The sequence below is a fragment of the Vibrio sp. 947 genome (genome assembly GCF_033339115.1).
Classification (GTDB): Bacteria; Pseudomonadota; Gammaproteobacteria; order Enterobacterales; family Vibrionaceae; genus Vibrio; species Vibrio alginolyticus.
Map to the genome: position 1 here is coordinate 177884 of NZ_JAWOTX010000010.1, position 14075 is coordinate 191958.

Here is a 14075-nt window from a genome sequence, read left to right on the forward strand (position 1 = left end):
TACGATATGGACAAAATTGCATTTATTGGCCTTGGTAACATGGGTGCGCCTATGGCTAAGAATCTACTCAAAGCGGGCTTGAACGTCGAAGTATTTGATTTGAACCCAAACGCAGTTGAGGAGTTGACCGCATTGGGCGCTTCAAGTGCCGATTCCGTTCAGCAGGCAGTACAAGGTGTTGACGTGGTTGTCACTATGCTGCCAGCGAGCCAACACGTTCAAAGCGTTTATCTTGGTCAAGATGGCATCTTAGATAGCGTCGAATCAGGTACCTTGCTGATTGATTCTTCCACCATCGATCCGGCGATTGCTCGTTTGGTTGGCGAAAAAGCATCGCAACTTGGTATCAGTTTTGTTGATGCACCAGTATCTGGTGGCGTTGCGGGCGCAGCAGCAGGTACGTTAACTTTCATTGTTGGCGGCTCACAAGAGAACTTTGTTCAAGCCAAAGCGGTGCTTAGCCACATGGGTAAAAACATCTTCCATGCAGGCGATGCTGGAGCTGGTCAGGTGGCGAAGATCTGCAATAACATGATGTTGGGCATTTTGATGAGCGGCACCTGTGAAGCACTCAATTTAGGGATGGAAAACGGACTCGATCCCAAAGTGCTTTCCGACATCATGTTGCAAAGTTCAGGACGTAACTGGGCGCTAGAGCTTTATAACCCTTGTCCAGGAGTGATGGAAAATACGCCTGCAAGCAATGGTTATCAAGGCGGCTTTATGAGCCAGTTAATGGCTAAAGATCTGGGTCTTGCGATGGAAGCGGCGGTTGCCTGTCAAACATCAACGCCAATGGGCAGCTTGGCTCGTAATCTGTTTAATTTTCACAACGGTCAGGGCAACGGGCAAAAAGATTTTTCAAGCTTGTTTGAGTTCTACCAAAAGCAAAATCAGGCCTAAGGAGCGCTTATGGAGTTAGCAAATAAGGTCATTGCGATCACGGGGGCAGGGCAGGGGCTGGGTAAACAAATGGCACTGTCACTGGCGGAAAATGGCGTTCATCTTGCGCTTATCGACCTCAATTCAGAGCAACTGGCTGAAACGAAAGCGGAATGTGAATCTCTCGGCGTTACCGCTCGTTTTTATGTGACGAACGTGACTGACGAACAGCAGGTGTGCACTGCTTTTGAGCAAATTGAGGCAGATTTCAAGCAGCTCAATGGCGTTATCAATAACGCAGGTATTATGCGTGATGGTATGTTCATTAAAGTCAAAGATGGTCAGGTTAACACGATGTCGCTGGAACAATTTCAGTCTGTTCTAGATGTGAATGTAACAGGCACTTTCCTGTGTGGCCGTGAAGCGAGCAAGGTAATGCTGAACACCGATAGCAAAGGGGTTCTGATCAACATATCCAGCGTTGCGCGTGCCGGGAATATTGGTCAAACCAACTATTCAGCATCTAAAGCGGCGGTAGCCACCATGGCAACGGTGTGGGCGAAAGAGTTAGGGCGTTTCGGAATTCGCTCAGTGGCCATTGCTCCGGGTGTCATCAAAACTGCCATGACAGACCAAATAAAACCTGAAGCGATGGAACGTTTAATCGGAATGATTCCGGTTGGACGTTTAGGTTTGGCGGATGAAATTGCATCGACCATAAAATACGTGTTAACCAACGAATTCGTGACCGGACGAGTGTTCGAAGTCGATGGCGGAATGCGAATGTAACCCCCTCTGCAACATAAAAAAAGGGGAGCGAGTTTGATTGTCCGCTTCCTTCCACTTTCTTCTTTCTTTTATTGCTTCTATCTGAAAAATGTATTGGATGCATGGTCGACTGCTATCTCATCGAACGGTATAAAAATTGATTCTATTTCTAATGTGAATGGTTAGTTCTATATTGCTTGTCATGTAAATGTATCAACTCACAACTAAGACGATCTTTTGTCTCACTAACGAGATCATTATTCTTGGTGTGTAAAAAACACTCTCATTGGTTGTATTGTGACCGAAAACTATTTCGGCATCTAAAGATGGTGATTTATTATTCAGCGCAAAATACATGGGAATATGAGGCTGACTGAATAACCTTCAGTTGTCTTAATAATAAATAATCAGAATTCTCAATTACACTGAAGTAACTACCCATTAGGGAAGAGCAATAATGTCACTATTTCATTCGCTTAGGACGATGCCGCTATTATTGGGGTGTCTGTGTTTTTCTGTTCAGGCCTCCACAGAAAAGGTGGAACAGGAAGGTAAGTTTTTACAGTCGTTAGAAGGCATCGAAAATCAAATTTACGCATTACCTCAGAGTTCTTTAGCTTTGATTGAAGCGTTAGAAGAAGAGTCTTTGCTACAAAACCAACCAACAGCGCTGTTGGTGCGTTACTGGCTTGCCAAGGCCACGGTTTTAGAGCTGCTAGGGCGCGTAGAAGAGAGTCAGAGTGTCGTTCAAAAAGGATTGGAGCTTGTGCGTCCACAGAGCCATGAGTATCTCCTGTTTAAGTTGATTCAGATGCGAACTATGGTTGGAAAGAGCGATATCGATACCGCGCTTTCTGCGTTGGATAGCTTGTTGGAAACATCGCGTGAGAATGGTGATAAGCAACTTGAATCAGAAATCCTGTTGCTAAAAGGACGCTATTACGATGAGCAAGGTGAGTTTAAAAAATCTTATGCTGCACTTATGTCGTCCATGGATGCGGCTGAATCTTCAGGTGTTCACGGGCTGGTCGAACGTGCAGCACTAGAGCTAGGTGACGTACTTGTCAAAATTCAGGGTTACGACCGATCTGAGGCGCTTTTGGAACAAGCATATCGCTATTTTAGGGATAGGCGTATGTCGTTCAATGAGTTGTTGAGCGTTTTGACGATAGCGAAACTTCATAAAGCACAGTTCCAATACGAAGAGGCGATAGCGTCATATCAGCGAGCGTTAAAGCTGGCTCAAATTATCGGTGATGGACGCTTTAGATTTCGAGTTAACCTTGAACTTGCAGCTTTATATCGTGAGACGAATCAAGAAAAGAAGATGGTTAACCACTTGAAGCTGGCGGAGAATTTACAGTACAGAGAAACGTCTAGCGCGTATTTGGCAACATTTAAGTTGTTACAAGCCGAATATATGTTAGAGCAGCAGCAATTTGAAATACTTTTAGCGATGATCGCGCCAATGCTGCCGGAGATTATAGAGAGTCGATACGTCAAGCAACAGCAAATGGAGCTACTAAAAGTCGCCGCTATGGCCTATGCGGGAAGCAATGACTTTAAACTAGCATTCGAAACTTACGGTAACTATCACGATAAATTTATCCAATTTAGCAATCAAAGAGAAGTTGAAAATCTTGAGCGCCAGCAGACGTTATTTGAGTTGGAACGACTTGAATATGAGAACGAAGATCTCAACTGGAACAATGTTTTGCAGCGTATGGAGCTAGAAAATAACCGTCGTACTTTTTACTTATTGGGTGAAGCGCTACTTGAGCTCATCGGTGTTCTATTTTTGATGGCGGTAGTATTTCTCGTCGTCAATCGCTCGCGTTTGAGAATGCGTCGCCTCGCAAAGACAGACACATTGACAGGGTTGTTCAATCGCCGTTTTTTAGAGGACTGGTTCACTAAGCCAGTAGAAGTGAGGCGTGAGCGAAAAGAGAAACCGGTACCTCAATCTAAGCAAGAAAAGATACAACACTTTGTTTTTGAGCAAGTCGAGCAAGTTAAGTACGGTTATCTAGCTTTAAATAAATGGGTAGATAGCAAACTCGATAAACAGAAAATGGTGCCAAATAAACCACAATCGGGGCCAGTAACTTTAGCGTTAATCGATGTGGATTATTTCAAGCAGGTAAATGATACCTATGGGCATGTGTTTGGAGATACCGTACTAACGGGCGTTGCCAAAGTGTTGGAGGAAACTGTACGTGAGAACGACATTGTTGCTCGTTTTGGTGGTGAAGAGTTTGTTGTTGTTATGCCCAATACAGACCATGAAAACGCCCTTATTACTGCAGAACGTTTACGTAGCGCTTTATCCCTACATGGCTTTGTTACGGAACAGAAAGGAGAAGTGAGAGTGACCTGTAGTTTTGGAGTCGTTACCACTGAAGATAATGAGATGAGTTTTAAATCACTTTGCGATCAGGCCGATAAATTGCTTTATCAAGCGAAAGCGAACGGACGCAACTGCGTGAAAGGTCGCTCGCTAGCGTAACAGAAATCAAGAGTTCAGGCTCATCGCACGATGAATCTGAACTTATCCCTCCCATTTACTTTGATAGCCAAGTGACTTTGAGATCCTTGCTTCGAATATAAAACGCTGAATCTAACATCTTAAAGTCACTTGGCGATATTACTTAAAAATGGCTTAAGGATATCGAATCGCATATTCATGGCGTTCAATATAACCTCTCTCTTTGCCTTCTTCACCTTCAAAGTGCGAATGCCACTTGTGTCTACAAAACTATAACAAACTAGTGTGTCTAATCTTTGTACAAATAAACCGTGTACAGGTGAAATGATTAGTGGTCGATATAAATTTTTTGTGGCACAGATTTTTGTTGTTCAAAAATCAACTCGTCCATAATCGCTTTAAAAATAGATTAATAGTTAATTATTTGATTTTATTTACCTTATTTGTTTGTTCTTAAACTGAAATCTAGTTATCCCGACAAGTTCTTGCCGAGCAATTTTTCGTACACCCTCAACTTTTCATCCTTTTTTACTAACATTTTTCTTTAAAAATAATTTGAGTTCGAATTAATTTTCAGGCATTTTATATTTAACTAACCGTTCAATTAAAAATAACAGGGACGCAAAATGCCAAAGGTGGGGATGCCTGAAATCAGAAAACCGCAGCTTGTGAAAGCGACAATGTCAGTGATTGATAGAGTCGGTTTACACGCGGCGAGTATTTCGTTAATCAGCAAAGAAGCCGGTGTATCAACGGGGATTATCAACCACTATTTCGGTGGTAAGCACGGATTGCTGGAGGAAACGATGCGAGAAATCTTGCGTCAGCTTTCGTCCACTATCACACAGAAGTTACGTGAGCTGCCAAGTGATGCTCATCACCAAAGAATTAATGCAATCATTGACGGTAACTTTGTCGGCTATCAGGCAGAAAACCAAGTTGCTAAGACTTGGCTGGCGTTTTGGTCGTACTCAATGCATGACGAGCAGCTCAAGCGTTTACAGCGTGTCAACGAACGACGTCTATTGTCCCACCTAAGAAAAGAACTCAAAGCATTATTAAATGCAGAGCAGGCTGAATTGGTTGCTCATGGTATTGCATCACTTATTGATGGAATTTGGCTGCGCGGAACGCTCAACCCGCAAGGCATTGATGCAGAAAGAGCGAGAATCATCATCAACGATTATCTCGAAAAACAACTTACGTTTTATTCTGAAAAAATATAAAAGTTACAGGTCTTCAAAATGGAAATGAAAGCACACTATATCAATGGTGCGATGTACGACGGGTGTTCAGATGAACACTTCACCACTTACAATCCGGCGAATGGTGAGCCATTGGCCAACATTAAACAAGCGAACCAAGACGATCTTCAAGCAGCGATTGAATCGGCAAAAAAAGGTTTTGCTGCATGGTCGGCGATGACTGCGATTGAGCGCAGCCGTATTTTACACAAAGCCGTTGCCATTTTACGTGAGCGTAATGACGAGCTGGCTGCATTGGAAGTGGCAGATACTGGTAAGCCCACTCAAGAAGCTATCGCGGTTGATGTCACAACAGGTGCCGATGTTCTTGAGTACTACGCTGGCCTTGCTCCAAGTCTACAAGGTGAACAGCAGCCACTCAGCGACGATCAGTTTTTCTATACACGTCGTGAGCCATTGGGCATTTGCGCGGGTATTGGCGCTTGGAATTATCCAATTCAAATTGCGATGTGGAAATCGGCGCCAGCACTGGCTGCGGGCAACGCAATGATCTTCAAGCCATCAGAAGAAACACCATTAACGGCGCTTAAGCTCGCCGAAATTTATTCAGAAGCGGGCATGCCAGATGGCGTATTTAATGTCGTGCAAGGGGATTACCGAGTAGGACAGATGCTAACGGCGCATCCTGATATCGCAAAAGTGTCATTCACGGGTGAGTCAGGCACCGGTAAAGTCGTAATGAGTGACAGCGCTAAGACACTAAAACAAGTAACGATGGAGCTTGGTGGTAAGTCTCCACTGATTATTTTTGATGATGCGAAGTTAAACGATGCCGTTTCTGCGGCCATGGTGGCGAACTTCTACACCCAAGGTGAAGTTTGTACGCACGGTACACGCGTATTTGTCCATGAAGGTATTTATGACGACTTTATCACACAACTTAAAGCCCGAACCGAGCTGTTAGTCGTCGGCGATCCGCTTGATGAGAACACGCAGATTGGCGCGCTAATCTCTAAAGATCATGAATCGAAAGTTTTAGGAGCGATTGAAGCCGCGAAAGCGAGTGGCGCGACGTTACTGACTGGCGGCTACAAAGTAACAGACAATGGCCTAGCCAATGGTAACTTTGTTGCTCCAACCGTATTTGTCGATTGCGATGATGACATGAGCCACGTTCAACAAGAAATCTTTGGCCCGGTAATGTCAGTTCTGAAATTCCGCGATGAGTCGGAAGTGATTGCGCGTGCAAATGGCACCGATTATGGCTTAGCGGCAGGTGTATTTACTCAAAACCTATCTCGTGCGCACCGTGTGATCCATCAAATTCAAGCGGGTATTTGTTGGGTGAACACATGGGGTGACTCACCTGCGGAAATGCCAGTTGGCGGCTACAAGCAATCAGGTGTTGGCCGTGAAAACGGAGTCGAAACCCTTAAACATTACACACAAACGAAGAGTGTTCTGGTTCAGCTAAGCGACTTCGAAAGCCCTTACAAATGATACTACTCATAGTAGATAACTGACCACTTTAGCTTGTTAAAATGCTCGATAACTATGTTGTCAATTTTGATTGTAGGTTAACTACTTATCAAAATTTCCGCCTTGTTCTCAAGCATTTTTCCTACGCTAATTTCGTTCACTTATCTAGGGTGATTAGTATTAACTCCTAGGAGATTAAAAATGCAACAACACTACGATTACATCATCGTCGGTGCGGGTTCGGCCGGCTGTGTGTTAGCGGATCGCTTAAGTGAAAGTGGTCAAAATTCGGTCCTATTACTCGAAGCGGGTGGGTCGGATAAAAGTATTTTTATCCAAATGCCAACAGCGCTTTCTTACCCGATGAACACTGAAAAATACGCGTGGCAGTTTGAGACGGTTGAAGAGCAAGGGTTGGATGGTCGCCAACTTCATTGTCCTCGCGGAAAAGTTCTGGGCGGTAGCTCATCTATCAACGGCATGGTTTACGTTCGCGGACACGCTTGTGACTTTGACCAGTGGGAAGAGGAAGGCGCGAAAGGCTGGAATTATCAGTCGTGTTTGCCTTATTTCCGTAAAGCAGAGTCTTGGATTGGTGGTGCTGATGAATATCGGGGCGATCACGGTCCAGTCGGCACATGTAACGGCAACGATATGAAGCTCAATCCACTGTACCAAGCTTTTATTGATGCAGGCAAAGAAGCTGGCTACCCAGAAACAAAAGATTACAACGGTTATCAGCAAGAGGGCTTTGGCCCAATGCATATGACCGTCGACAAAGGCGTACGCGCTTCGACCTCTAATGCATACTTAAGCCGCGCTAAAAAACGCAAAAACTTCACCCTAATGAAGAGGGTGACGGTTCATCGAGTTTTATTAGAAGAAACTGGTGCAGAAGGTAAGAAAGCGGTAGGCGTTGAATTTGAAAAGTCAGGTTCAATTCAGCAATGTTTTGCGAATAATGAAGTGATTTCGAGTGCGGGTTCGGTTGGCTCCGTTCAGCTGTTGCAGCTTTCAGGCATTGGCCCTAAGGCAGTATTAGAAAAAGCGGGCATTGAGGTGAAACACTCGTTGGAAGGGGTAGGTAAAAACCTGCAAGATCACTTAGAAGTGTACTTCCAATATCATTGTAAGCAACCTATCACGCTCAACAGCAAATTAGGCTTGGTGAGCAAGGGCTTGATTGGCACTGAGTGGATATTAACTCGCAAAGGCCTAGGGGCTACTAACCACTTTGAATCGTGTGCGTTTATCCGCTCTCGTGAAGGACTAAAGTGGCCAAATATTCAATATCACTTCTTGCCAGCGGCAATGCGCTATGACGGGCAAGCTGCTTTTGATGGTCATGGTTTCCAAGTGCACGTTGGACCTAACAAGCCAGAAAGTCGCGGGTCGGTTGAAGTTGTCTCTGCGAATCCGAATGATAAGCCGAAGATTGAGTTTAACTACATTTCCACTGAACAAGATAAGCAGGATTGGCGTGATTGTATTCGCCTTACTCGCGAGATCCTCAATCAGCCAGCCATGGATGAGTTTCGTGGGGATGAGATCCAACCCGGTCTGAACATCACAACGGATGAACAGATTGATGAATGGGTGAAGCAAAACGTCGAGAGTGCTTACCATCCATCTTGTACCTGCAAAATGGGCGCAGATAATGACCCATTAGCCGTCTTAAATGAGCGATGCCAAGTACGCGGTATTCAAGGCTTGCGTGTGGTGGACTCTTCTATTTTCCCAACCATTCCGAACGGTAATTTAAATGCGCCAACGATTATGGTGGCAGAACGCGCCGCGGATATGATTTTGGATAACGCCCTAGAAACGTCGAACAACGTACCAGTTTGGATTGCACCGGACTGGCAAGAGATGCAACGAATGCATCCGCCAAAAAGAGATCTCGATTCGATCTCATAAAATGAAAAAGTCAGTAATCATTACAAGGAATTCAACATGTCTAAGATGACAAAAATCTTCTCAACAATTGCACTAAGTACTTTAGCAACAGGCGCTTACGCCAACCAATGTGAAACGGTTCGTTTCGCAGATGTAGGTTGGACTGACATCACAGCGACCACTGCCGTTACATCAGAGTTACTTAAAGGGTTGGGGTACAAAACGAAGACCGATCTTCTGTCTGTGCCTGTAACTTACTCCTCTATGGCTAATGGCGATATCGACATTTTCCTAGGTAACTGGATGCCAACGATGGAAGGTGATATCGCGAAATACCGTGATGCAGGTACTGTTGAAACCGTACGCGCGAACCTCGTTGGCGCAAAGTACACGCTAGCGGTTCCAAAATACGTTTATGACGCAGGCGTAACCAACTTCGCTGACCTAGTAAAACATGCCGACAAATTTAAAGACCGCATTTACGGCATTGAACCAGGAAACGATGGCAACCGCTTAATTCAGTCAATGATTGATAGCAACGCATTCGGCCTAAAAGATTTCAGCCTAGTTGAATCCAGTGAAGCTGGCATGGTGTCTCAAGTATCACGTGCCGCACGCCGCAATCAATGGATTGTGTACCTAGGTTGGGCGCCGCACCCAATGAATAGTAACGTTGAAATGGAATATCTAGCGGGTGGCGATGACTTCTTCGGTCCTAACTACGGCGGCGCGAACGTCTACACAAACGTACGTAAAAATTACCTCGCTGAGTGTCCAAATGTAGGTCAGCTAGTGAAAAATCTAGAGTTTAACCTAGAAATGGAAAATGAACTGATGGAAGCGATTCTTAACCAGAAACAGAAGCCATCAAAAGCAGCGCAAGCATGGTTGAATGCAAACCAAGAGCAAATTGAAGCGTGGCTAGAGGGCGTGAAAACGGTAGATGGCCAAGATGCGCTAACAGCTATTACAAACTACTTAAAAACAAACGCTTAATAAGCAGTATTTGAGCTCGTTTTTTTAAAAGAAAGTGGGCAGAGTTTTGCCCGCTTCATTAACACAAAGGTTTTATTTTGAATTTTATTACGGACAACAAACTACCGTTGGGCCAATGGATGGAAACTGGCGTCGATTGGTTAACCATCAATGCATCGGGTTTTTTCGATGCAATCTCTATTACACTTGAAACGATCATTCTTTTCGTGGTGGACATTTTTAAATGGATGCCACCTGCAGCGCCAATCATTATGACGGCGGCAATTGCTTGGTTCTTACATCGCAGCATTCCTCTTGTCGTATTTATCGTGTTGGCCTTACTCGCAATTCTCAACCTTGGTTACTGGCAAGAAATGCTGGAAACCTTTGTCCTTGTGTTTGCAGCGACAACGATTTCCGTATTAATTGGCGTGCCGTTGGGCATTATGGCGGCGCACCGTCCTTGGTTATACACCTTGTTGCGGCCAATACTCGATTTGATGCAGACCGTACCGACATTCGTTTACCTAATTCCAACCTTGGTTCTGTTTGGCTTAGGTATTGTCCCTGGTCTAATCTCGACCATCATTTTCGCTATCGCTGCGCCAATTCGATTGACGTACCTCGGCATTATTAAAGTGCCGGAGGAGCTACTTGAAGCGGGTAAAGCATTTGGTGCCAGCCGCATGAAGCTACTGTTTAAGGTGGAGTTACCTGCGGCATTGCCAAGTATTATGGCTGGCGTTACGCAATGTATTATGTTGTCTTTGTCTATGGTTGTCATTGCGGCGCTTGTTGGTGCTGATGGGCTTGGTAAGCCAGTCGTACGTGCACTGAATACGGTAAACATTTCACAAGGTTTTGAAGCGGGTTTAGCGATTGTACTCGTTGCCATCATTCTTGATCGCTTGTGTAAAGCACCAAACCAGAAGGAGGCATAATCATGGACGCTATTACTATTAAAAATCTTGATGTCGTTTTTGGTCAGCAACAAGCACAGGCGCTAGCACTACTAGATCAAGGGAAGTCTCGACAAGAAATCATTGATGAAACTGGCCAAGTGGTTGGGGTTGATAATGTTTCGCTGAACGTGAAACAGGGTGAGATCTGTGTCTTGATGGGGCTTTCGGGCTCGGGTAAATCAAGTTTGCTGCGAACGGTTAACGGATTGAACGATATTTCTCGTGGCTCTCTGAAAATCAAAGATGGCGACGATATGGTTGAGCTCTCTAACTGTGACGAACAGAAGCTGCGCCACCTTCGTACGCACCGCGTGTCCATGGTGTTTCAGAAGTTTGCATTGATGCCATGGTTAACGGTGTTAGACAATGTAGCGTTTGGTCTAGAGATGCAAGGCATTGGTAAAGCTGAGCGCCGTAAAAAAGCGCGTGAACAGCTCGAAATGGTCGGTTTGTCTGAGTGGGAAACGAAATTCCCGCACGAGCTCTCTGGTGGTATGCAGCAGCGTGTTGGCTTAGCGCGAGCGTTCGCGATGGACACAGATATCTTGTTAATGGATGAGCCGTTTTCAGCGCTTGACCCATTGATTCGTGCTCAGCTTCAAGATGAATTGATTCTGCTTCAAGAAAAGCTAAACAAAACCATTCTTTTTGTGAGTCACGACTTGGATGAGGCGCTTAAAATCGGCAACAACATCGCCATTATGGAATCAGGAAAGCTGATTCAACATGGCAAGCCAGAACAGATCATTCTTGCTCCAGAAAACGATTATGTGGCGGACTTTGTTGCTCACACTAATCCATTAAATGTGCTGAAGGGACGTTCCTTAATGCGTGACGATTTGGTTCGCGAAGATACGCGTGTTCTGATTTGCCCTGATAAAGATATTTGGGTGATACAAGAGAGCAAGGGGTTAAGTTTAGCGGATAAAGATAAATCGTTGATTCAATGGAAGAGCGACTCTTCGAACCTTGACGAAGTTAATGAAAACTCTCTGGTTCAGGTTAGCCCAGAAATCAGTATGCGAGAAGCGATTGAACTTAAACAGCGTAGCAATCAGCCTCTGCTTATGGTTGAAGATAATAAGCTGGTTGGTGTGTTAAGCGACAATGAGCTTTACGATGCATTGCTTGGTAATTTTAAGTCAGAGCAAGTTGCGTAAAGTTGACGCAGAACCAAGTAAAAAAGAGCCGCACATTAATGCGGCTTTTTTTGTTTAAACAATGATTTAAGTCGCTAAGCTAAGACAATGGTCGACTATAGAGTCGTAATTACATCATCCATTGCAAGGCGCGCTTTTGGAAGACCATGATTATAATCTTCCCCATCTTTATGGTAGCCAATCGCCAGTGCAACTTCACAAATATGGCCCTCGAGCTCTTCTTTAAACTCTTCTCCAATCAGAGCCGGATCGACACCTTCCATCGGTGTTGAATCAATGCCTAGTCGTGCCAATGTGTGTAGTAGGTTGCCTAGTGCCAAATAGACTTGTGCTTTTGTCCAGTTTCCGTTGAAGCCATTTTCGTCCGTATTTGCATCTGCAAAAGCGTAAGCACCCATAAAGTTGTTGTACATCTCCGCTGGCAAGTGGCCAGATGTTACTTCTGCATCCACACGTTTCGCAAATTTCTCTTTAGTAAATTTAGGATCGTAAGCAAACAGAATCGTATGTGATGCGGCTTTCGCGTGTGGTTGGTTAAACTGGTGCATATTTGCAAACGTATTGTGGAAACGTTGCTTCGCTTCATCACTTTCAATAACGATGAATTTCCATGGTTGTGAGTTGATAGAAGACGCCGACAAACGCAGTGCTTCTTTGATTATCGCCATGTCTTCTTGAGAAACGCGCTTGGTTTCATCATATTTTTTTGCAGTGTAACGGTTATTTAGATCGGTAATGATTTGATGGGACACGTTTATATCCTCTTTATGTGATGACAGATGAGGATGCACTAGCATCGACAACCATGCGTACCTCGAATATGGGTTCATGATAATGGATATTTTTTCATTGATAAGAGGGTGTTTATTTAAATCACTTTTTACTTTTTGTTGAAAATCGATGTGAGTTGATCGATTTGAAACTTAAAAGTCCTTATTTGGAAGCTTTTATTTGATATTAAATTAAACTCATATTGAGGCGTAGGGGAAAGCAACATGAACGTGATTGAAGTTTTTAATGATAGCTATGAACGTTGTACTTCAGATCAGGAGTTTTTCGACTTGTTCTACAAAAATTTATGGTCGAAAAGCGCCAACTTTAGACAGAAGTTTGACGGTATAGACATGCACCAACAAGTGAGAATGCTTAGAGGGTCTATCGTGTTTTTTATGATGGCAGATACCTCGACCGAAGCGCACAAAATGGTGGAAAAGTATGGGAAAAAGCATGCAAGTGCCGAAATTGGTATAGAGCCGCAGGATTTTGATGTTTGGCTTGAGAGTTTGTTAGAAACGGTTCGACAGTGTGATTCTGGGTACGATGCCGATGTTGAAACCGCTTGGCGAACATGCTTTAAAACGGGCTTAGAAGTAATGAAACAAGAATGTGATAAAGAAGATGGGCACATCCTTAAAGCGAGTACCAAATAAGGAAGTAACGTGAGCGGTCGTTACTTCCTAGGGGCAAAATCTTACTTATCTTGTGTCTCTTTATTCTTTTTCACCGCTTCGGCGATATCACTGACAGCTTCGACAAGATTGATCGGCATTGGAAAAATAATAGTGGATGTTTTGTCTGTAGTGATTTCAGTGAGTGTCTGCATGTAACGTAATTGCAGTGCATTCGGTGCTTCGTTGAGCATTTGCGCTGCTTCTTTTAATTTATTTGAAGCCTCTAACTCACCAGTAGCGTGAATGATCTTCGCCCTACGGTTACGTTCTGCTTCTGCCTGACGGGCTAGGGCTCTGACCATGCTGTCATTTAAATCAACATGTTTGACTTCAACCGTAGCAATCTTGATTCCCCAGTCATCAGTCTGTTGATCGAGAATGGATTGTAAATCCTTATTGAGGCGTTCTCGCTCTGATAGCAATTCATCGAGTTCATGCTGACCCAATACCGAGCGCAGCGTGGTTTGTGCTAGCTGGCTGGTAGCATCGCTGTAGCTTTCAATATTGTTAATCGCCATTTGAGGATCGACTACGCGAAAATAAACGACCGCGTTGACGCGCACAGAAACGTTATCTTTGGTAATTAAATCTTGTGTCGGCACATCCAAAACGACAGTACGTAAATCAACCCTCACCATTTGCTGAATAAATGGGATAAGGATGATCAAACCAGGTCCTTTGACTTCTTGAAATCGACCAAGAAAGAACACAACCCCACGTTCGTATTCTCTCAAAACCTTGAACATTTGGGTCGCTAGTGCGAACAGCAGCACCACGATCACCGCAACGGTATAGAGCATCATAAAGCGCCT

General features: G+C 44.3%; 12 protein-coding genes. 10 read left to right on the forward strand and 2 right to left on the reverse strand.

Translation table 11 applies throughout. The features are described 5' to 3' along the window. Positions 1 to 6 precede the first annotated feature (6 nt). The 9 genes from mmsB to choV all read left to right on the forward strand — a co-directional run bounded on the left by mmsB (position 7) and on the right by choV (position 11812). Positions 7 to 903 (forward strand): 3-hydroxyisobutyrate dehydrogenase, encoded by an 897-nt coding sequence (mmsB, locus tag R7Q39_RS14870; protein ID WP_213971763.1) that lies wholly within the window; start codon positions 7 to 9, stop codon positions 901 to 903. 9 nt (positions 904 to 912) lie between these two features. Further along, the gene (locus R7Q39_RS14875) at positions 913 to 1671 is read left to right on the forward strand and encodes an SDR family oxidoreductase (protein ID WP_136977188.1); all 759 of its coding nucleotides are present in this window, start codon (positions 913 to 915) and stop codon (positions 1669 to 1671) included. 463 nt (positions 1672 to 2134) lie between these two features. After that, a complete protein-coding gene (locus R7Q39_RS14880) occupies positions 2135 to 4156 on the forward strand; it encodes a diguanylate cyclase (RefSeq protein ID WP_411978861.1) in 2022 nt (673 codons plus the stop codon). A 605-nt stretch (positions 4157 to 4761) separates the two neighbouring features. Continuing rightward, complete coding sequence (gene betI / locus R7Q39_RS14885; RefSeq protein WP_017820329.1) at positions 4762 to 5361, forward strand: transcriptional regulator BetI; 600 nt, start codon at positions 4762 to 4764, stop codon at positions 5359 to 5361. A gap of 18 nt (positions 5362 to 5379) precedes the next feature. After that, entirely contained in the window at positions 5380 to 6840 is a 1461-nt protein-coding gene (betB, locus tag R7Q39_RS14890) for a betaine-aldehyde dehydrogenase (protein ID WP_258509930.1), read from the forward strand. 180 nt (positions 6841 to 7020) lie between these two features. Then, on the forward strand, positions 7021 to 8736 hold the full coding sequence (gene betA, locus R7Q39_RS14895; protein ID WP_005373209.1) for a choline dehydrogenase: 1716 nt from the start codon (positions 7021 to 7023) through the stop codon (positions 8734 to 8736). A 36-nt stretch (positions 8737 to 8772) separates the two neighbouring features. Next, entirely contained in the window at positions 8773 to 9711 is a 939-nt protein-coding gene (locus R7Q39_RS14900; RefSeq protein ID WP_005382646.1) for a choline ABC transporter substrate-binding protein, read from the forward strand. 77 nt (positions 9712 to 9788) lie between these two features. Continuing rightward, positions 9789 to 10631 (forward strand): choline ABC transporter permease subunit, encoded by an 843-nt coding sequence (gene choW / locus R7Q39_RS14905; protein ID WP_005392552.1) that lies wholly within the window; start codon positions 9789 to 9791, stop codon positions 10629 to 10631. A gap of 2 nt (positions 10632 to 10633) precedes the next feature. Beyond that, a complete protein-coding gene (gene choV / locus R7Q39_RS14910) occupies positions 10634 to 11812 on the forward strand; it encodes a choline ABC transporter ATP-binding protein (RefSeq protein WP_042523602.1) in 1179 nt (392 codons plus the stop codon). A 95-nt stretch (positions 11813 to 11907) separates the two neighbouring features. Here the strand turns inward: choV and R7Q39_RS14915 are convergent, their stop codons facing one another. Continuing rightward, entirely contained in the window at positions 11908 to 12564 is a 657-nt protein-coding gene (locus R7Q39_RS14915; protein ID WP_042523604.1) for an NAD(P)H-dependent oxidoreductase, read from the reverse strand. A 243-nt stretch (positions 12565 to 12807) separates the two neighbouring features. Between R7Q39_RS14915 and R7Q39_RS14920 the strand changes: the two genes are divergently transcribed. Continuing rightward, positions 12808 to 13242 (forward strand): globin, encoded by a 435-nt coding sequence (locus R7Q39_RS14920; protein WP_031780773.1) that lies wholly within the window; start codon positions 12808 to 12810, stop codon positions 13240 to 13242. Positions 13243 to 13283: 41 nt separating this feature from the next. Here the strand turns inward: R7Q39_RS14920 and R7Q39_RS14925 are convergent, their stop codons facing one another. Next, positions 13284 to 14066, reverse strand: a complete 783-nt coding sequence (locus R7Q39_RS14925; protein ID WP_005373196.1) for a slipin family protein — start codon at positions 14064 to 14066, stop codon at positions 13284 to 13286. Positions 14067 to 14075 lie beyond the last annotated feature (9 nt).

What these genes read in the sequence shown, in the direction of transcription:
- R7Q39_RS14925 (WP_005373196.1), bottom strand. Translation starts at nt 14,066, where the DNA reads ATGATGCTCTATACCGTTGCGGTGATCGTGGTGCTGCTGTTCGCACTA.
- betI (WP_017820329.1), top strand. Translation starts at nt 4,762, where the DNA reads ATGCCAAAGGTGGGGATGCCTGAAATCAGAAAACCGCAGCTTGTGAAA.
- R7Q39_RS14875 (WP_136977188.1), top strand. Translation starts at nt 913, where the DNA reads ATGGAGTTAGCAAATAAGGTCATTGCGATCACGGGGGCAGGGCAGGGG.
- R7Q39_RS14900 (WP_005382646.1), top strand. Translation starts at nt 8,773, where the DNA reads ATGTCTAAGATGACAAAAATCTTCTCAACAATTGCACTAAGTACTTTA.
- R7Q39_RS14880 (WP_411978861.1), top strand. Translation starts at nt 2,135, where the DNA reads ATGCCGCTATTATTGGGGTGTCTGTGTTTTTCTGTTCAGGCCTCCACA.
- betA (WP_005373209.1), top strand. Translation starts at nt 7,021, where the DNA reads ATGCAACAACACTACGATTACATCATCGTCGGTGCGGGTTCGGCCGGC.
- mmsB (WP_213971763.1), top strand. Translation starts at nt 7, where the DNA reads ATGGACAAAATTGCATTTATTGGCCTTGGTAACATGGGTGCGCCTATG.
- R7Q39_RS14920 (WP_031780773.1), top strand. Translation starts at nt 12,808, where the DNA reads ATGAACGTGATTGAAGTTTTTAATGATAGCTATGAACGTTGTACTTCA.
- betB (WP_258509930.1), top strand. Translation starts at nt 5,380, where the DNA reads ATGGAAATGAAAGCACACTATATCAATGGTGCGATGTACGACGGGTGT.
- choV (WP_042523602.1), top strand. Translation starts at nt 10,634, where the DNA reads ATGGACGCTATTACTATTAAAAATCTTGATGTCGTTTTTGGTCAGCAA.